Annotated in this window: 19 protein-coding genes; 9 read left to right on the forward strand and 10 right to left on the reverse strand. The window is 73.4% G+C overall.

Translation table 11 applies throughout. From position 1 onward, the window contains the following. Positions 1–52 precede the first annotated feature (52 nt). The gene (locus tag ACYVGN_RS06705) at positions 53–1,336 is read left to right on the forward strand and encodes an HNH endonuclease signature motif containing protein (RefSeq protein ID WP_460789644.1); all 1,284 of its coding nucleotides are present in this window, start codon (positions 53–55) and stop codon (positions 1,334–1,336) included. 30 nt (positions 1,337–1,366) lie between these two features. Next, complete coding sequence (locus ACYVGN_RS06710) at positions 1,367–1,840, forward strand: GNAT family N-acetyltransferase (protein WP_460789646.1); 474 nt, start codon at positions 1,367–1,369, stop codon at positions 1,838–1,840. Here the strand turns inward: ACYVGN_RS06710 and ACYVGN_RS06715 are convergent. From ACYVGN_RS06715 to ACYVGN_RS06745, 7 genes are all read right to left on the reverse strand, one after another. Next, a complete protein-coding gene (locus tag ACYVGN_RS06715) occupies positions 1,837–3,285 on the reverse strand; it encodes a serine/threonine-protein kinase (RefSeq protein ID WP_460789648.1) in 1,449 nt (482 codons plus the stop codon). The genes ACYVGN_RS06710 and ACYVGN_RS06715 overlap by 4 nt on opposite strands. Positions 3,286–3,333: 48 nt before the next feature. Continuing rightward, the gene (locus ACYVGN_RS06720; RefSeq protein ID WP_460789649.1) at positions 3,334–3,600 is read right to left on the reverse strand and encodes a helix-turn-helix domain-containing protein; all 267 of its coding nucleotides are present in this window, start codon (positions 3,598–3,600) and stop codon (positions 3,334–3,336) included. Next, a complete protein-coding gene (locus tag ACYVGN_RS06725; RefSeq protein WP_460789651.1) occupies positions 3,600–4,100 on the reverse strand; it encodes a DUF2975 domain-containing protein in 501 nt (166 codons plus the stop codon). The genes ACYVGN_RS06720 and ACYVGN_RS06725 overlap by 1 nt, the downstream gene beginning before the upstream one ends. 67 nt (positions 4,101–4,167) lie before the next feature. Next, positions 4,168–5,109, reverse strand: a complete 942-nt coding sequence (gene pucL / locus ACYVGN_RS06730) for a factor-independent urate hydroxylase (RefSeq protein ID WP_460789653.1) — start codon at positions 5,107–5,109, stop codon at positions 4,168–4,170. Positions 5,110–5,111: 2 nt separating this feature from the next. After that, on the reverse strand, positions 5,112–5,429 hold the full coding sequence (uraH, locus tag ACYVGN_RS06735; protein WP_055988943.1) for a hydroxyisourate hydrolase: 318 nt from the start codon (positions 5,427–5,429) through the stop codon (positions 5,112–5,114). Next, positions 5,429–5,971, reverse strand: a complete 543-nt coding sequence (uraD, locus tag ACYVGN_RS06740; RefSeq protein WP_460789654.1) for a 2-oxo-4-hydroxy-4-carboxy-5-ureidoimidazoline decarboxylase — start codon at positions 5,969–5,971, stop codon at positions 5,429–5,431. The genes uraH and uraD overlap by 1 nt, the downstream gene beginning before the upstream one ends. A gap of 77 nt (positions 5,972–6,048) precedes the next feature. Beyond that, positions 6,049–6,678, reverse strand: coding sequence for a helix-turn-helix domain-containing protein (locus ACYVGN_RS06745; RefSeq protein WP_460789656.1), 630 nt, complete (start codon positions 6,676–6,678; stop codon positions 6,049–6,051). 180 nt (positions 6,679–6,858) lie between these two features. Between ACYVGN_RS06745 and ACYVGN_RS06750 the strand changes: the two genes are divergently transcribed. The 7 genes from ACYVGN_RS06750 to ACYVGN_RS06780 are packed head-to-tail and all read left to right on the forward strand — an operon-like array spanning position 6,859 to position 16,027. Then, a complete protein-coding gene (locus tag ACYVGN_RS06750) occupies positions 6,859–8,592 on the forward strand; it encodes an NCS1 family nucleobase:cation symporter-1 (protein WP_460789658.1) in 1,734 nt (577 codons plus the stop codon). A gap of 10 nt (positions 8,593–8,602) precedes the next feature. After that, complete coding sequence (locus ACYVGN_RS06755) at positions 8,603–9,367, forward strand: aspartate/glutamate racemase family protein (protein WP_460789659.1); 765 nt, start codon at positions 8,603–8,605, stop codon at positions 9,365–9,367. Beyond that, a complete protein-coding gene (allB, locus tag ACYVGN_RS06760) occupies positions 9,364–10,704 on the forward strand; it encodes an allantoinase AllB (protein WP_460789661.1) in 1,341 nt (446 codons plus the stop codon). Before ACYVGN_RS06755 ends, allB begins: the two co-directional genes overlap by 4 nt. A gap of 59 nt (positions 10,705–10,763) precedes the next feature. Beyond that, positions 10,764–11,864, forward strand: coding sequence for an acetamidase/formamidase family protein (locus ACYVGN_RS06765; RefSeq protein WP_460789732.1), 1,101 nt, complete (start codon positions 10,764–10,766; stop codon positions 11,862–11,864). Positions 11,865–11,868: 4 nt separating this feature from the next. After that, entirely contained in the window at positions 11,869–13,458 is a 1,590-nt protein-coding gene (locus tag ACYVGN_RS06770) for an AtzH-like domain-containing protein (protein WP_460789663.1), read from the forward strand. Further along, positions 13,455–14,732, forward strand: a complete 1,278-nt coding sequence (locus ACYVGN_RS06775; protein WP_460789664.1) for a pyridoxal-phosphate-dependent aminotransferase family protein — start codon at positions 13,455–13,457, stop codon at positions 14,730–14,732. Before ACYVGN_RS06770 ends, ACYVGN_RS06775 begins: the two co-directional genes overlap by 4 nt. Next, positions 14,729–16,027, forward strand: coding sequence for an allantoate amidohydrolase (locus ACYVGN_RS06780; protein WP_460789666.1), 1,299 nt, complete (start codon positions 14,729–14,731; stop codon positions 16,025–16,027). The genes ACYVGN_RS06775 and ACYVGN_RS06780 overlap by 4 nt, the downstream gene beginning before the upstream one ends. A 16-nt stretch (positions 16,028–16,043) precedes the next feature. Here ACYVGN_RS06780 and ACYVGN_RS06785 read toward each other — a convergent pair whose 3' ends face one another. From ACYVGN_RS06785 to ACYVGN_RS06795, 3 genes are read right to left on the reverse strand one after another with little or no spacing between them, the layout of a single operon-like run. Next, positions 16,044–16,823 (reverse strand): ABC transporter ATP-binding protein, encoded by a 780-nt coding sequence (locus ACYVGN_RS06785; protein ID WP_460789667.1) that lies wholly within the window; start codon positions 16,821–16,823, stop codon positions 16,044–16,046. After that, complete coding sequence (locus ACYVGN_RS06790) at positions 16,820–17,719, reverse strand: ABC transporter permease (RefSeq protein WP_460789669.1); 900 nt, start codon at positions 17,717–17,719, stop codon at positions 16,820–16,822. The genes ACYVGN_RS06785 and ACYVGN_RS06790 overlap by 4 nt, the downstream gene beginning before the upstream one ends. Positions 17,720–17,721: 2 nt before the next feature. Further along, positions 17,722–18,678, reverse strand: coding sequence for an ABC transporter substrate-binding protein (locus tag ACYVGN_RS06795; protein ID WP_460789670.1), 957 nt, complete (start codon positions 18,676–18,678; stop codon positions 17,722–17,724). Positions 18,679–18,846 lie beyond the last annotated feature (168 nt).

Consider the following 18,846-nt stretch of genomic DNA (forward strand, 5'->3'; position numbering starts at 1 on the left):
CAGTGCCCCCAACCTTCGAACGAATGTCCGAGGGTGGTGGGAGAATGGGGGCATGCCACGGTTCACGGATGCGGACAGCTCGGGGTGGGAGTTCACCCCGGCTGAGCGGTCGCGGACGCGGGAGATCGTGGAGCGGTTGAAGGCGATCCGGGGGGAGCGTGCGGCGCTGGATGCCGAGGAGGCGGCGCTGCAGGCCGAGGCGATGGGCATCGCGATCGATCAGATCGGTCGGATGCCGGATGCGAGCGTGTACGAGTTCCCGGTGCGGTCGATGGCGGCGGAGGTCGCGCTGGCGACGAGGGAGTCGCCGCGGGCGGTGCAGGGCCGGATGGATCGCGCGTACACGCTGGTGACCCGGTTCCCGGCGACGCACGCGGCGCTCGGGGAGGGGCGGATCACGTCCCGGCATGCGCAGGTGATCGCCGAGGCTGGTGCGGACCTCGATGAGGATGCGGTGCGGGCGGCGTTCGAGGGGGAGATCCTCCCGCTGGGGGCGAAGGCGACCCCGTATCGCACCAAGGCGCTGGCTGCGCGGGTGGCGGAGAAGTATCAGCCGGTGTCCGCGACCGTGCGGCATGAGGAGGCGCGGGAGCGGCGGGGCGTGTGGGTGGAGGACCAGCCGGACGGGCAGGCGGTGCTGTGCATCAGCGGCCCCGCGTACATGATCCACGCGGCCCATGACCGGCTGACCGCGCAGGCCCGGGTGGTGAAGCGCGCCCGCGGCGGGTCAGAGGACCCGGCGGTCGCGGCGGACGAGCGGGGCCTGGGGCGGCTGCGGGCGGATCTCGCACTGGATCTGCTGCTGTCGGGCATGCCGTCCGGTCACCCGGTCGAGCAGCACATCAACGCGACCATCGAGGTCACCATCCCCGTCACCACCCTCGCCGGTCTCGACGACGAGGCGGCCCTTTTGGGCGGGTACGGGCCGATCGATGCGGACACCGCCCGCCGCCTCGCGGCCGGCGCGGTGGGGTGGGAGCGGCTGTTCCTCCACCCCGACACCGGGGCCCTCCTCACCGTGGACCACCGCACCCCGACCGCGGCGCAGCGGCGGTACCTGCTGGCGCGGGATGGGACGTGCCGGGTCCCGGGGTGCGCCACGAAGGCGAAGCACTGCGACATCGACCACACCATCCCCTGGTCCAAGGACGGGCCCACCAGCGTGGACAACACGGCCCACCTGTGCGAGCCGCATCACATGATGAAGCACCACTCGCCCTGGGGCGTCGACCAGGTCGGCCGCGGCATCCTCCGATACCGCAGCCCGGCCGGGTACGAGTACTACGACTCCCCGTACCGCATCGAGTACGCCGGTGGGGGCGCACCACCCTTCTGACCTTCGGCGCGGCTCGACGAGAATGGCGTCATGGGTGAACCGACGGTGCGCCGCGCGCGACAGGCGGATGTCGACGCGGTCGTGGCGCTGCGTGCGGAGATGTTCGAGGCGATGGGCATCGCGGCGGGCGACGCCGCGTGGCGAGACCGCGCGCGCTCGTGGTTCGAGGCCCGGATCGACGATCCGCGGTACTGCGTCGCCGTCGTCGAGGTCGGCGGAGCCGTCGTGTCGTGCGCGCTGGGATCCCTCCGCGACGCGGCGCCGTCGCCGCATGCTCCCGAGGGAGGAGACGTGCTGGTCAGCAACGTCTGCACCTTGCCGGCGGCGCGTGGCCAGGGGTGTGCGCGCGCCGCGCTCGAGCACGTCATGAGGTGGGCACGCTCCACCGGGGCCCGGCGCGCCGAGCTGTTCGCGACCGCGGCCGGGAGGGGGATGTACACCGCGGTCGGGTTCACGGAGACGCAGCAGTCCGCCATGCGGGCGCGCCTGCGCGAGTCAGGCTAGTCGTCGCCGTCTTCCTCGGCGTCCTTCTTGGCCTCCTCCTCGGCCTTCTTCTGCGCTTCCTCGGCCTTCTTCTGCGCTTCCTCGGCCTTCGTCTGCGCTTCCTCGGCCTTCTTGGCGGCCTCTCCGTCGGCCTTCTTCCGGGCCTCTTCCGCCTTCTTCTGCTCCTCCTCGGCCTTCTTCTGCTCCTCCTCCGTGAGGGGCTCGACAGGGGCCACGGGAACCTCGGTGGGCGTCTCGCTGGGCGTGACGACCGTGCGCTCGACCACGGCGGAGCGCTCCGGCGTCGGGGCGTCGGCCCCGCCGGCGGCCCAGATGCCCGCCGCGGCCAGGCCGGCGGCGACGGCCGCTCCGCCGATCAGCAGCGCCGCGGGGCGCACACGGCGCCGTGAGGGCGCGTCGGTGAACCGGCCGGCCGAGCTCGCGGCGGCCGGCACAGCGTCCGCGGGCGGCAGCACCGCGGTCGCGGCGTCGTCGCCGGAAGGCATCCGCATGGTCGCGGCGTCCGCTCCGGCAGCGAGGGGAACGGTCGCTGCGGTCCCGGTGTCGCCGGCCGCGATGAGCGGCGGCGCCGCCAATGCGGCGGCGACCGGGGGAGCGAGGCCCGGCTCGCGAGCGAGGGCCGCCGCGGAGCGCGCCACCTCGATCGCGGTGGGTCGCTCGGCCGGGTCGAGGGCGGTCATCCGGGTCAGCAGGCCCGCCCAGGGGGCCGGGACCGAATCGGGGATGACCGGGGGTGTCGACTGTCGGGCGGCGAGCGCCTCGACCGGCGTGGACCGCGGGAACGCGCGCTGCCCGGTGAGCGCCTCGAGGAGCACCAGTCCCAGCGAGTACACGTCCGACGCGGGCGTGGGGTCCGCGCCCCGCGCCTGCTCGGGGGACAGGTAGGCGGCGGTGCCGACCACCATCCCGGGCGTGGTCAGGCGGGCGCCGTCGAGCAGGTACGCGATGCCGAAGTCGGCGAGCTTCGCGCGGAACGCGCGGCCGGGCACGTTCGTCTGCGCCAGCAGGACGTTGGACGGCTTCACGTCGCGATGCACGATCCCCGCCGCGTGCACGACGTGCAGCGCCTCCGCGAGCTCGGCCGCCAGCTGGGTCGCGTCGACGGGGGACAGCGGCCCGTGCTCGAGTCGCGCGCTCAGCGTCGGGCCCTCGACGAACTCCATCACCAGGTAGTCGGGGCGCCCCGGGGTGAGCTGCGCGTCGAACAGCGTCACGAGCGACGGGTGGCTGAGCGAGGCGAGCACCGCGACCTCGCCGCGCGCGCGAGCGATGGCCGAGGCGTCCTCGACGTCGGGGTGCACCATCTTGATCGCGACGGTCCGGCCCAGCGCGATGTCCTCCGCGCGGTACACGCGGCCCATCCCGCCGGTGCCGACGCACTCGCCCAGCCGGTAGCGGCCGTCGAGCAGCTGCTCGGTCGGGGTCTCGTCGGGGGTCTCGGTCACGGGGATTCCTCCTCGCCGCACGTCGGGCCATGCGGCTTGCGGCCGAATCTACCCGCTCGAACCTGGACGGTCGTCCGCCTTGCCAGCCGCCGCGTCGCCGTCCGCGCCCTCGTCCGGCACCCATCGCAGCAGGTCGCCGGGCTGGCAGTCGAGCACCTGGCACAGCGCGTCGAGGGTCGTGAACCGCACGGCCTTGGCGCGGCCGTTCTTCAGCACCGCGAGGTTGGCGGGCGTGATCCCCACCCGCTCGGCGAGCGTGCCGACCGCCATCTTGCGGCGAGCGAGCATGACGTCGACGTCGACGATGATCGGCATCAGATCACCTCGTCCAGCTCCGACCGCAGGGCCCGCGCCTCGGCGTCGCGGTCGATCGCCTGCTGCAGCAGCTGCCGCATCACCACGACCAGCAGCGCCACGCCTCCCGTGACGAGCGCCGCGCCGCACACCAGCGCGACGACGCCCGGCGCGACGTCGCCGGGCGCGACGTCGCCGGGCGCGAGCAGCACGGCGAGGACGAACGTGATCACCGCGTCGAACGCGATCGCGGCGATGATCACATCGACCCAGCGGAACGCGCGGCGCGAGAACACCGAGCCGCGGCGCACCATGCCGAGCAGTCGCCATACGCACACGGCGCACACCTGCAGGCCGAGGATCCACAGGGCGGCGATCGTCACGAGCGCGATCCGCCCCCACAGCGCCTCGCCCTCCAGGTCGATCCACACGAGGGGCAGGATCACGGTCTGCACCACGAGCGACCCCGCGAGCGACAGCGCGATCACGAACTGCGACGCCAGCACCACGTACCTGCCCATGCGGGCCTCCTTCATCGAACGACGAGAGAAATCTATCGTTTTTCGATAAGAGGGGCAAGTGGGCCGCTCAGATGAACGAGGGGACGTCCCGCCACGCGCCGGGGGCCTCGGCGACGCCGTCGCGCACGACGGTGCCCTCGATCAGCCCGTACGGCCGGTCGTCGGCGATGAACACCTCGTTGCGGTTCTCGAGCCCGAACCGCGCCAGGTCGTACGCGAAGTGGTGCTTGTTCGGCATGGCGAAGCGGATCTCCGCCAGCGCGGGGCAGGCGACGATGGCGGCCCGCCCCATCTCGAACAGCGTCTGCTGCAGCGCGAGCGAATGCACCTCGGCGAACTGCTCCAGCAGCGCCTGCACGACCGCCGCGTACACCGCGTCGTAGTCGACGCCGTCGGACACGGCCTCGGGCAGGTAGCGCCAGCGCGCCGTCACGGACGTCGCCATGATCCGGTCGTCGGTCTCGGGCAGCGTCGTGTACTCGGTGCGCGGGTATCCGCGGAACTCGGAACCCGTCGACTTGAGCACCACGAGGTCCTTCACGCCGCCCGTGATGTGCGTGGCGCCGTCCGCGACCTGCACGGTGGCCAGGCGCGTGCCCTGGCCCTTGCGCACGAACGAGTGGTCGTGCGGTCGGCCGGCGACCACGATGCGCTCCCACTCGTGCTGCTCGGCCTGCCACAGGCCGCCCTCGATCCAGTCGAACGAGCCGGTGAAGTGCTCGGCCAGCAGCGTGAGGAAGCGCTCGGGCGATCCGACCCCGTGCTTCTTGGCGAGGGCGAAGATCGTGTTCTTCTGGGTGTCGGTGGCGACGATCTTCGAGTTGTCGCCTGTCAGGAACGACCCGGCGAGGGCCTCGCCGCGCAGCTGCGACGTGACGGTCAGGTCCTCGATCTCGTGGCGGTCGGTGTCCCGGGTGATGCGCACCAGCCGGTTCTCGGCCTTGCCGTACTTGTTGGCGCCCAGGTGCACCGAGACATCCGGCGCGGCGGCTGCGGCGACGTCGGTCACGGTCAGCTCCCTCGGTAGGTGGAGTAGGCGAACGGGCTGAGCAGGATCGGCACGTGCAGGTGCCGCTGGTCGGCGACCGTGAACGCCACGGTGACGTGCGGGTAGAAGGTCTCGACGCCCGCTGCGGCGAAGTGCTCCCCGGTCTCGAAGCGCAGGGCGTATTCGCCGGGCTCGAGCACCTCGGGGCCGAGCCCCGCCCGGCCGTCCGCGTCGGTCTCCCCGGTCGCGATCACCTCGCCCGCGAGGCTCAGGGTGAGCCCCACGCCGGCGGCGGGGAGCCCGGATGTGGCGTCGAGAACGTGCGTGGTGAGCTGCGGCATCATGCCTCCTCGGCGAGGGCGGGGGTCCGGGCATCGGGCGGTGCCGGGTCGTCGAACGCACCGCGCAGGCGCAGCAGCGCGATCTGGGCGAGCTGCCCGGCGGCCTCGCGCCATTCGGTCTCGGGATCGTTGGTGAGGCGCCGCTCCAGCTCGGCGAGCATCTCCTCCGGAGCGCGGCCCGCGGCACGGATCAGGAACACGCGCCCGAATCGGCGCTCGTATTCCGCGTTGCCGGCCCGCAGGCGCTCGGCGACGTCCGCGCCAGCATGGGCCATGGCCGCCTGCTCGCGGCGCGAGTGGCGTGCGTCCGCGCCGGATCCGGCCGGCCGCTCGCCGATCCGGGGGTGGTGCGCGAGCGCCGCGTCCAGGTCCTCCTCGCTCCAGCCGGCGGCCAGCTCGGTCGCGCGCGCGGCGAGCGCGTTGACGGAGGAGTAGGGCCGCCCGGCGACGATCGCGGCGATCCAACGGGGCACGTCGGCCCACACGCGCACGACGCCGGCGGCCTCATCGGCGGGGAGGCGGTCGAAGCGGGCGACGAGCACGGGGCCAGGCTAGCGCGGCGCGTGTTTCGCGACCGTTACGCCGTGAAGTCGGAGCTTCACCCGTCGCCGTGGGCGGTTCAGCGGGCCGGATGGACGATGAGCCAGCGCGCGACGGCCGGCGCCGATCCCGTGTTGTGCAGTCGATGCGGCACGTCGCACGGGTAGCTGATGGTGTCGCCCGGGCGCAGCACCACGATCTCGTCGGTGAAGTCGATCGTGAGCTCGCCGGTCAGCACCTCGCCGACCTCGTAGCCCTCGTGGCGGAACAGCCGGTCCTTGCCGGTCGCGGTGCTGCCCGGCGGGTACACGGACTCGAAGTAGTCGATGCCGGGGCTGTCTCCGGGCGCGAGCCGGCGGAACGTGACTCCGCCTCCCAGCGGCAGGGGAGCGGCGTCCTCGGCTCGCGTGAGCGTGTAGCCGTGCGGCGCGTCGTCGTCGCCGTCGTCGGCCGGCCCGGGGCCGAACACGGTGGCGAGAGGCACGCCGAGCGCGTCGGTGATCGCGATGAGCCGCGACACGCTGGGCTGCATCACGCCCCGCTCGATCTGCGAGACGGCGCTCGTGGAGATCCCCAGGCTCCGCGCGAGCTCGGACACCGAGACGCCCGTGCGCGACCGCACGTCGCGCAGGCGACGGCCGACGTGACCCCGGGCGTCCTCGTCGCCGCGTCCGGATGCGGGCGCGGCCTGCGGGTCGGTGACGGTCACGCGGCCATGCTAACCGCCGCCCCCGCGCGGGACCGGCCGACGATTTACGAGCCCGTAACAGGACGGACTCAGGGCGAAAAGTGTGAAGCGATAACTTCACACTCATTCCTCGTCCGGAGAGAGCACCCCGCTCCGGAGCTCCGACCCCACCGATCTCCCCCGATCCGGAAAGGCTCCACCGTGACTCAGACCACACCGGCCGCCTCCGCGGCCCCCCTCACCAAACCGCAGGACGTCGTCGAGGCCGCCGGTCTCCCCACCGGCTCCGGCAACATGCGCCCGGGCTACGACCCGCGCCTCGCCAACGAGGACCTCGCGCCGCTGCGCAAGCAGAAGTGGACCTCGTACAACATCTTCGCGTTCTGGATGAGCGACGTGCACTCGGTCGGCGGCTACGTGACCGCCGGCTCGCTGTTCGCCCTCGGGATCGCCAGCTGGCAGGTGCTCGTGGCCCTGCTCGTGGGCATCGTGATCGTGCAGGTGTTCACCAACCTCGTGGCCAAGCCCAGCCAGCGCACGGGCGTGCCGTACCCCGTCGTGAACCGCTTCCTGTTCGGCATCAAGGGCGCCAACGTGCCCGCGATCATCCGCGGCGTCATCGCGATCGCCTGGTACGGCGTGCAGACCTACCTCGCGGCCGAGTCGCTCAACATCATCTTCCTCAAGTTCATCCCCGGCAGCGCCGCGCTGCTCGAGCCGAGCTTCCTGGGGCTGCACGCGCTGGGCTGGATCTCGTACGCCATCCTGTGGGTCGCGCAGGCCGCCGTGTTCTGGAACGGCATGGAGGCCATCCGGCGGTTCATCGACTGGGCGGGCCCCGCCGTGTACGTCGTGATGATCGTGCTCGCCATCTACCTCGTCTCGCAGGCCGGATGGGAGAACATCAGCCTCGACCTGTCGAGCGGCGAGCCCCTCGACTTCTGGGCGTCGATCCCCGTCATGCTCACGGCCATCGCCATCGTGGTGTCGTACTTCTCGGGCCCGATGCTGAACTTCGGCGACTTCGCGCGGTACGGCAAGTCGTTCCAGGCCGTCAAGCGCGGCAACATGTGGGGCCTGCCGGTCAACTTCCTGTTCTTCTCGATCCTGACCGTCATCACGGCCTCGGCCACCGTGCCGGTCTTCGGCGAGCTCATCACCGACCCGATCCACACGGTCGAGCGCATCGACCACTGGTTCGCGATCCTGCTGGGCGGGCTGACGTTCGTCACCGCGACGGTCGGCATCAACATCGTCGCCAACTTCATCTCGCCCGCGTTCGACTTCTCGAACGTCGCGCCCCATCGCATCAGCTGGCGGATGGGCGGCATGATCGCCGCGGTCGGCTCGGTCATCCTGACCCCGTGGAACTGGTACGGCAACGACCAGGCGATCCACTACTCGCTCGGCATCCTGGCCGCGCTGATCGGCCCGCTGTTCGGAATCCTGATCGCCGGCTACTACGTCATCGCGCGGCAGCGCATCCACGTGGACGACATGTACACGATGGACGAGAGCGCGCGGTACTGGTACCGCGGCGGCTACAACCCCAACGCCATGTGGGCGATCGTCGCGGCGGGCGTGCCGACCATCGCGGTGGCCATCGTGCCGAAGTCGCTCGTGTTCGCCGGCGTGATCGACGCGGGCTGGGGCTCGATCAGCGACTTCAGCTGGTTCGTCGGGTGCGGCCTGGGCTTCGCGTTCCTGGTGCTGTTCGAGCGCCTGCACCCGCGGGTGCCGACGCTCGAGGGCGAGACCCGGGGCGTGTCGGACGGCACCGCTCCCGACGTGCTCGAGGGCTACCCCGACACCGCGACCGCCGCGATCGCCGTCGCCGAGGCGCAGGCCGCCGTGGCGGCCGCCGAGACCGACGCCGAGACCGATGCGGCCCCGGCCGCCGACCACGTGCCCGCGGCGGCGGGCGCGAAGGAGTGACACCCGCAGCATGCGCATCACGCTGATCAACCCCAACACCTCCCGGGCGATGACCGACAAGATCGCGGTCGCCGCCCGGGAGGTGGCGGGCCCCGACGTCGACATCGTCGCGGTCTGCCCCGAGCCCGGCCGCGGCCCCGCCGCCGTGGAGAGCCACGTCGACGAGATCCTGGCCGGGGCGGCGGTCGTCGACGCCGTGCGCGCCGACCTCGCCGCCGGCGGCTCGGACGGCTACGTCGTGGCCTGCTTCGGGGATCCGGGGCTCGACGCGGCGCGCGAGCTCGTGGACGTGCCGGTGATCGGCATCGCCGAGGCCGCCATGCACGTCGCGGCGCTGACCGGCCGCACGTTCGCGGTGGTCACGACCCTGTCGCGCACGCTCGGCCGGGCCCAGGACCTGCTCGCGCGCTACGGGTTCGAGCGCGCGTGCGTCGCGGCGTACGGGACGGGCATCCCGGTCCTGGAGCTCGAGGAGACGGGCTCGGCGGCGTTCGAGGAGATCCTCGGATGGTGCGAGCGCGCCGTGCGCGAGGACGGCGCCGACGCGATCGTGCTCGGCTGCGCCGGCATGGCCGACCTGTGCGGCACGCTGCAGCACCGGCTCGGCGTGCCCGTGGTCGACGGGGTCGCGGCCGCCGTCGGGCTCGCCACGGCCATGGCCCGGATGGGCGTCGGCGTGAGCAAGCGCGACGAGTACGCGCCCCCGCCCGTGCGATCCGGGGACGCGGGTGTCGACATCCGCGCGGCATCCGCGCTCGGTAGCGTGGGCGCGTGAGCGTCGCTTCGAGCGACCGCGCGGACTCGATCGCCGCGCGGCGCGTCTACGTGGACGGGGCGTTCGCGCCCGCGACCGTGCGCATCCGGGACGGCGCGATCGCCGCCGTGGACGCGTTCGACCCGTCGGCGGACGTCGTGCTGGACGACGCCCGCGTCCTGCTGCCCGGGCTGGTCGACAGCCACGTGCACCTGAACGAGCCGGGCCGCACGGACTGGGAGGGCTTCGCGACCGGCACGGCCGCCGCGGCGGCGGGCGGGATCACGACCGTCGTCGAGATGCCGCTCAACAGCATCCCGGTGACGATCGATCCGGCGGCGCTCGCCGCCAAGCGCGCCGCGGCGCGCGGAAAGCTCGCGGTGGACGTCGCGTACTGGGGCGGCGCCGTGCCCGAGAACCTCGGATCGCTCGGAGCCCTGCTCGACGCGGGCGTCGTCGGCGTGAAGTGCTTCATGGCGCCCAGCGGGATCGACGAGTTCGGACACCTGGACGCGGACGGCGTCGAGCGCGCGCTGGCCGAGCTCGCGCCGCGCGACGGGCTGCTGATCGCGCACGCCGAGCTCGACGAGCACCTGTCCGAGGCGCACGGCCCCGGGTTCCGCGACTTCGTCGCCACCCGGCCGCCCGAGGGCGAGGTCGCGGCCATCCGGATCGTGATCGAGGCCGCGCGCCGCACCGGCGCGCGCGCCCACATCGTCCACGTGGCCGCCGCCGACGCGCTCGACGACGTGCGCGCCGCGCGGGCCGACGGAGTCCGCATCACGGTCGAGACGTGTCCGCACTACCTCACGCTGCGGGCCGAGGACGTGCCCGACGGTGCGGGCACGTTCAAGTGCTGCCCGCCCATCCGCGACGGCGCCAACCAGGACCGGCTCTGGGACGGCGTGCTCGACGACACGATCGCCGCGATCGTGAGCGACCACTCGCCCGCCACGGCGGACCTCAAGCTGAAGCCGGATCTGGGCGAGGCGTGGGGCGGCATCGCGGGCGTGCAGACCGGGCTCGCCGCCGTGTGGACCGAGGCGCGGCGCCGCGGCATCGCGCTCGAGCGCATCCTGCCGCTGTTCACGACCGGGCCCGCGGACCTCGTGCGGCTCGCGGACCGCGGCAGGATCGCCCCCGGCGCGCCCGCGCACCTGGCCGTGTTCGACCCCGAGGCCGAGTTCGAGGTCGACGCCGCGCGGCTGGAGTACCGCAACAAGCTCTCGCCGTGGCACGGCGCGCGGCTGCGCGGCGTCGTGGCCGAGACCTGGCTGAGGGGCGAGGTCGTGTACCGGCACGGCGAGGGCGTGCTCGCGCGGTCCGGGCGGGATGTGCTGGCGGGAGGAGCGGAGTGAACGAAGAGATCCAGCGGAACCGGTTCGGCGTCGGGGCGGACGTCCCGGCGTTCGCGGACGTGCCGATCCTGCAGCCGGGGGAGGGCGTGCCGGACGGCGCGGTCTACCTGCCGGCCACACCGGAGACCGTGCTGTGGGGCCGGCTGCCGTGCGCGGTCGATGCGCCGGTGCTCACCGTGCGGTCCGGCGACGTCGTGGTGATCGACACCGTCAGCCACGAGGGGATCCTCCCCGACCAGGGCTCCGATCCGCGGGCCTTCTTCGCGGGCCACGGCGTTCCCGAGCGGGCCGTGCTGCGCGACGCGATCGACATCGCGGCGCGCGTTGCGCGCGATCCGGAGCACGACGGCCCGCATGTCGTCACCGGCCCCATCCGGGTCGAGGGCGCCCGGCCCGGCGATCTGCTGCGGATCACGGTGGAGCGGCTCGAGCCCCGCGTGCCGTACGGCGTGATCTCCAACCGCCACGGCCGCGGCGCGCTCCCGCTCGAGCTGCCGCGCGACGGCCGCACCGTGAGCGTGTTCGCGGCGGTCGAGGAGCGCGACGGCCGGCTCGCGGGCACGATGCCGGCGGTCGAGGGCGGACCCCGCGCGATCGCGTTCCCGCTGGCGCCGTTCCTCGGCACCATGGGCGTCGCGCCCGCGACGGACGAGCGGCCGCACTCCGTGCCGCCCGGGCCGCACGGGGGCAACATCGACGTGAACCTCCTGGTCGAGGGCACGGCCCTGCACCTCCCGGTGCAGGTCGACGGTGCGCTGGCGTACGTGGGCGATCCGCACTTCGCACAGGGCGACGGCGAGGTCGCGCTGACCGCGCTCGAGGCCTCGCTGCGCGCGACGCTGCGCTTCGACGTCCTGCCGCGGGCGGTCGCGCTCGCCGAGTTCGGCGAGGTGACCGGACCGCTCATCCGCACCCCCGAGCACCTGGTTCCGACGGGCCTGGACCGCGACCTCGGTGAGGCGATGCGCGCGTGCGTGCGCGCCGCGCTGTCGCTGCTGCGGGCGCGATGGGGCATGGACGAGCACCTCGCGTACGCGTACCTCTCGGCCGCGACGGACTTCGACGTCTCGCAGGTGGTCGACGTCGTCACGGGCGTGCACGCGCGCATCCGGCTGTCGGATCTCGCCGACGTGCCGCTCGCGGGCGCGGGAGGAGACTGACCTCATGGACACGACGATCCCCGGCGCGGCCGAGGTCCCCGCCGATCTGCTCGAGGCGTTCCTCTCGTACGAGCGGGCCATCCTGGCGAACGACCTCGATGCGCTCGACGGCTGGTTCGCGGCCGGCGACGACACGATGCGCGGCGACGACGCGGGGCTGCTCGTCGGCCACGAGGCGATCAGCGCCTTCCGGTCGCTGCGCGGCGGCGTCGGCCCGCGCGTGATCGAGCGGATGGAGCACCGCGCGCTGGGCGACGGCGTCGCGCTGATCGTGTCGGTCTCGCGCTTCGACGCCGGCGGCCGCGGGCTGCAGACCCAGGTGTGGACCCGCACCGACGCCGGATGGCGCATCACGGCGGCGCACGTGTCGCCCCGCCCCAAGGCGTTCGACCGCGCGATCTGGCGCACCGTGGGGGACCCGCTGTTCCAGGGCGCATGGGACGGACCGCTGTCCGGACTGACCTTCGCGGTCAAGGACCTGTTCGCGATCAAGGGCTACCGGATCGGCGCGGGAAACCCTGCGTACCTCGACTCCGTCAGGCCAGAGCAGAGCACGGCGCCCGCGGTGGCGGATCTGCTGCGCGGGGGCGCGTCGCTCCAGGGGATCGCGCGCACGGACGAGTTCGCGTACTCGATCGCGGGCGACAACGCGCACTACGGCACGCCCCCGAACGGCGCGGTCCCCGGAGCCCTGCCGGGAGGGTCGTCGAGCGGGCCCGCGTCGGCCGTCGCCACGGGCCAGGCCGACATCGGCCTCGCGACCGACACGGCCGGTTCCATCCGCGTGCCCGCGTCGTATCAGGGGCTCTGGGGGCTGCGGACCACGCACGGGCTCGTGCCCCGCCAGGGCCTCCTGCCGCTCGCGCAGTCCTTCGACACGGTGGGCTGGCTCACACGCGACGGCGAGACGCTGCAGCGCGTGGTCGACTGGTGCCTGAGCTACGACGGATCCGAGTCGACCGAGAACGTCTACGGCGAGTCCGGGACGGACCTGCCGTCGCGGTTCGCGGTGCCCGAGGAGGTGCTCGACGCCGTCGAGCCCGCCACGCGCGAGGCGTTCGAGGCGCTGCTCGCCGGGATGGGCGCCGACGTCGAGCGCATCCGCATCGGCGACCTCGCCGGATACCAGGAGCCGTTCCGCGTGGTGCAGGGCGCCGAGGCGTGGCGCAACGACGGCGACTGGCTGCGCGAGCATCCCGGCGCGGTCGGCGCCGCGGTGGCCGAGCGCTTCCGCGCGGCCGCCGCGATCACGCCCGAGCAGGAGAGCACGGCGCGCGCCGCGCTCGGGCCGCTCAAGGAGCGCATCGACGCGATCGTGGGCGACGCGGTCCTGATCATGCCGACCGTTCCAGGGCCGGCCCCGATGCGCACCGCCGACGGCGGTCGCGTCGACGCCGTGCGCACCGCCACCCTGCGGATGACGACGCCCGTCGCCATCGCCGGCATCCCGGCCGTCTCCGTCCCGCTGCTGACGGTGCCCGCCCGGCTCGGGCCGGCGCCGGTCGGCGTGTGCCTGGCCTCGCGCGCCGGCACCGACATCGCCCTCGTCCGACTCGCCCGCGGCCTCGCCGCACAGCCGAAGGATCCCGCATGACCCTCGACCGTCCGTCCGCCCCCGTCACGCCGCTCGACCCGCCCGCCCGCCTGCTGATGGGCCCCGGGCCGATCTCGGCGTACCCGAGCGTGCTGCGGGCGATGTCCGCGCCCCTCGTCGGGCAGTACGACCCGTTCATGACGGCCGCGATGAGCGACACCCAGGAGCTGTACCGCCAGGTGTGGGCCACGCGGAACGACGCGACCCTGCTGATCGACGGCACGTCGCGCGCGGGCATCGAGGCGGCCCTGGTCTCGCTCGTGCGGCCGGGCGACCGCGTGCTGGTCCCCGTGTTCGGGCGCTTCGGCCACCTGCTCGCCGAGATCGCCGAGCGGGCGCTCGCCGAGGTGCACACCATCGAGGTCGAGTGGGGGCAGGTCGTGCCGGTGTCGGCGATCGAGGAGGCCATCCTGCGCGTGAAACCGCACGTGCTCGCGCTCGTGCAGGGCGACACCTCGACGACCATGAACCAGCCGCTCGACGAGGTCGGCGAGCTCTGCGCCCGCCACGGTGTGCTGTTCTACACCGACGCGACCGCGTCGCTCGGCGGCAACCCGTTCGAGGCCGACGCGTGGGGGGTCGACGCCGCGACGGCCGGCCTGCAGAAGTGCCTGGGCGGCCCGAGCGGCTCGGCTCCGATCACGCTCTCGGAGCGCGCGGTCGAGGTGATCCGCTCCCGGGGCCGCGTCGAGGCGGGCATCCGGGAGGCTGGCGACGAGAGCGCGACGGACTTCGTGCGGTCGAACTACTTCGACCTCGGCATGATCCTCGACTACTGGGGGCCGCGCCGCCTGAACCACCACACCGAGGCCACCTCGATGCTGTACGCGGCGCGCGAGTGCGCGCGCGTGCTGCTCGCCGAGGGGCGCGACGCCGTGATCGAGCGGCACCGGGTCGCCGGCGCGGCGATGCTCGCGGGCGTCGAGGGACTGGGCCTGACGGTGTTCGGCGACGTCGCGCACAAGATGAACAACGTCGTGGCGGTGGAGATCCCCGAGGGCGTGCCCGGGGATGCGGCGCGCGCCGCGCTGCTCGAGGACTTCGGCATCGAGATCGGCACGTCCTTCGGCCCCCTGCACGGCCGCGTGTGGCGCATCGGCACCATGGGGTACAACGCCCGGCGCGACACCGTGCTGACCACGCTCGCGGCGCTGGAGGCCGTGCTGCGCCGCTTCGGCGCGCGCGTGGCCGCCGGCGGCGGGGTCGACGCCGCGCTCGACGCGTTCGCGGGGGCGCCCGCGGCACCGGGCGCCGCATCCGGGGCCGCCGGATGACCGCGACCCGGCTGCCCGAGCTCTCGCCCGAGACCATCGCCTCGGCCGCGCGACGCGTGATGGCGCGCTGCGACGAGCTCGCGCGGGTCACGGCCGACGACGGCGCGATCACGAGAGTGCACCTGTCGCCCGAGCACGCCCGCGTGAACCGGCTCGCGGCCGAGTGGATGCGCGAGGCGGGCATGACGCCGCGCCAGGACGCCGCGGGCAACCAGCTCGGCCTGCTCCCGGCCGACGACCCGGACGCGCCCGTACTCATGCTCGGGTCGCACCTCGACACCGTGATCGACGCCGGGCGGTTCGACGGCATCCTGGGCGTGCTGATGGCCATCGAGGTCGTGCGGCTGCTGCGCCGGGTCGACGACGAGGGCCGCTCGCGCTCGCCGTTCCCCTTCGGGCTCGAGGTGGCGGCGTTCAGCGACGAGGAGGGCGCCCGCTTCGGCAAGGCCCTGCTCGGGTCGTCGGCCATGGCCGGCACGTGGGACGACGCGTGGTGGGAACTGTCGGACGCCGACGGCACGACGCTGCGCGAGGCGTACCGCGAGTTCGGCCTGGACCCCGGCCGCATCGGCGAGGCAGCGCGCCGGCCCGAGCAGCTCGTGGGCTACCTCGAGGCCCACATCGAGCAGGGGCCCGAGCTGGACCGTCGCGGCGAGGCGCTCGCCGTGGTGTCGTCGATCGCGAGCGCGCGGCGCTTCCAGCTGCTGGTCGAGGGCGAGGCCCGGCACGCGGGCGGCACGCCGTACGACATGCGCCGCGACGCGCTGCTGGGCGCGAGCGAGGCCGCGCTCGCGGTCGAGCGGATCTGCCGCGGCGAGCACCACATCATCGGCACGGTGGGTCAGCTCGAGGCGTTCCCCGGGGCCGTGAACGTCGTCCCGGGCGAGGCCCGGTTCAGCCTGGACCTCCGCGGCGAGTTCGACGCGGACCGCGACCGCGTGTGGCGGGCGATCTCGCTCGAGCTCGACGAGATCATGGGCCGCCGCGGCCTGCGCTGGCGCGCCCGCGAGGTGCACAGCGCGCCTGCCGTGTTCTGCGCGCCGCTGCTGCAGGACGTCGTGCGCGAGGGCATCCGGCACTCGGTCGGCGCCGCCGCGGAGCCCGCGACGCTGTTCAGCCCCGCGGGCCACGACGGCATGGCGCTCGGCGCCGTCGCCCCCGTGGGCATGCTGTTCCTCCGCAACCCCGACGGCATCAGCCACCACCCCGACGAGTCGGTCTCCGGGCCGGACGTCGCGCTGGGCATCCGCGCCCTCGCCGAGGCCGTCGCGCACGTGGGCGCCGAGCCCCGCTGAGCCGGCGGGCGCGCGGTCAGGCGACCGCGGCGGTGCGCTCGTGGACGAGCTCCGAGATCTCGCGCTTGAGGGCGTTGAACGCGGGCGCCGTGACATCGCGGTCGTCGCCGAGCGGGACGGGGACGACCGCGCGGATGTGCCCCGGCACGCCGTGCGAGGCGCCGCCGGTCATCACCACCACCCGGTCGGCCAGGTACACGGCCTCCTCGATCGAGTGCGTGATGAACACGACCGTCCGGCCCTCCGCGCGCTGGATGCGCCGCAGCTGCACCTGCAGGTCGCTGCGGGTGAGGGCGTCGAGCGCGCCGAACGGCTCGTCCATCAGCATCACGGCCGGGTCGTTCGCGAGCACGCGCGCGATGGCGACGCGCTGCTGCATGCCGCCGGACAGCTCACCGGGGAAGCGCTGCGCGAAGCGCGTCAGTCCCACGGTCTCGAGGTGCGCGTCGGCCGTGGCCCGCGCGGCCGCCCGCGACATCCCGCGGCGCGAGGGGCCGTACGCGACGTTCTCGCGCACCGTCAGCCATGGGAACAGGCCGTAGTCCTGGAACACGACCCCGCGGTCGGGCCCCGGGCCCGAGATCGGCGCCCCCGCGACCGTGACCTCGCCGCCGCTGGGCTCCTCGAAGCCGGCCAGGATGCGCAGCAGCGTGCTCTTGCCGCATCCGCTCGCGCCGACGACCGCGACGAACTCGCCCGCCGCGACGTCGAGCGAGACATCCGCCACGGCCAGGACGTCGCCCGTCGCGGTCGCGAACCGCTTCTCGAGCCCCGCGATGTGGATCTCCGCGCTCATCCGCGCGCCCCCTTCTGGAACACCGGGCGCCGCCCGACCAGCAGACGCAGCACGAGGCTGAGCAGCCGGTCCGACAGGAACCCGGACAGGCCGATGACGATCATCCCGGCCACGATCAGGTCGGTGCGCACGATGTCGCGCGCGAGCGTGATGGTGGCGCCCAGGCCCTCGTTCACGCCCGTGGACTCGCCGAGCACGAGGATCACCCACGCCAGCCCCAGCCCCACGCGCAGCCCGTTGACGATCGCGGGCGCCGCGGCGGGCACCATGACCCGCCACAGCACGGCGGCCCGCGTGGTCCCGAGCATGCGCGCAGCCTCCACCAGCCGCTCGGGCACCTGCCGGGTGCCGCTCGCGGCGCCCAGCACGATCGGGAAGAACGCCGACAGCGTGATCAGGAAGATCGTGGCCTGGTCGCCGATGCCGATCAGCAGCGCGACGAGCGGCACCCACGCGGTCGCGGGGATGGGGCGGATCAGGTTGATGAACGGATCGAACAGCGAGTCCATGACGTAGAAGCGCCCCATCAGCACCCCGACAGGCACGGCGATCAGCGTCGCCAGGCCGAATCCGGCGCCGACCCGCAGCGCGCTCGCGCCGAGGTGCTGCCACAGGGTCGTGCTGAACGCGTCGTCGCGCAGGCCGCCGAAGGCGAAGTCCCACAGCGTCACGGCCACGTCCGCGGGGTACGGCAGGTACCCCATCCGGATGCCGAACGGCAGCTCGAGCTGCAGCTCGCGGCCGAGGTGCCAGAACGCGATGAACAGGACGGGGACGACCAGCCCCAGAGCGATCCGGGCCGGCAGGGACCGGATGCCGCGCCCGCGCCGGCGCCGGGAGGAGCCCGGGGCGACCGGCCGCGTGGCGGGCGGAGCGAGAGTCGCGGTGGCGGTCATGCTCACTCCACGAACGACGTGTCGACGACGTCCTCGATCGCGGGCGCGTCCTCGACGAAGCCCAGCTCGCCCATCTCGGTCGCGAGCGCCTCGAGCTGGCCGAGGTACTCCTCCGAGAGGTCGGAGCGCATCCAGAAGTTCGCGATCGCGGTGTCGAAGATCGCCTGGTCGCCGCCGAACATGCTGACCATCTCGGACAGCCATTCGTCCTCGTTGCCGGTCATCCAGTCGGTCGCGGCCACGTGTGTGTCGACCACCTGCTGCACGAGCTCGGGGTCCTCCGCGATCAGCGCACCCGTCGTGACGAGGCCGAGGTTGACCTTGCCGATCGGCGTCGCGTACGGGTCGGCGAACTCGTGGCCGCCCTGCTCGAGCGCGATCGAGGCGCCGATCTCGACGCCGAAGAACGCGTCGATCGACCCGGACTCGAGCTGCCCGGCCATCTCGGGCGCCAGCACCGTGACGAGCTCGATGTCGTCGGGATCGACGCCGGCCTCCTCGAGCGTGAGGCGCATGGCGACCTCCTGCGCGGTCGTCTGCATGTAGCCGACCTTCTTGCCGACCAGGTCGTCCAGCGTCTGGATGGAGTCGTTGCCGATGAACCCGGATCCGCCGTCGGCGGCGGACGCGACGATCCTGAGGTCGCGGCCCTGCGCGACCGAGGCGATCGTGGGGGTGACGCCGCTGATCGCGAAGTCGATCGTGCCGGCGACGAGCGCGTCGCTGAGGGCCGGCGTGGTGTCGAGCGTGATGACCTCGAACCGGACGCCCTCGGCCGCGAAGTCCTCGTAGAGGAACGGCGCGTAGAAGTGCGGCTGGCCGCGCAGGGTGCCGATCTTGACGGTCGCGGTCTCGCCGGCGGCGCCCGATGCGGCGTCGGAGGACGACGAGCAGCCGGACAGGACCAGTGCCGCGGCGGCGCTCGCGGCGATCGGGATGAGCAGTCGACGGAGGTGCATGGCGGCGCCTTTCGGACGGGGGATTCGGTGGGGATCCGCGGCGCTCGTGCGCCTGCTCCGCAGTCAATCGGCCGCGGCGGTCGAGGCCGTTTCCCGGTCATTTCGCTCACGTAAAACCGTGAAGCGATCACTTCATCCGCCGGGCCCGTCGGGGGATCGCGGTCTCGC

It is taken from the genome of Microbacterium lacusdiani (genome assembly GCF_054779895.1).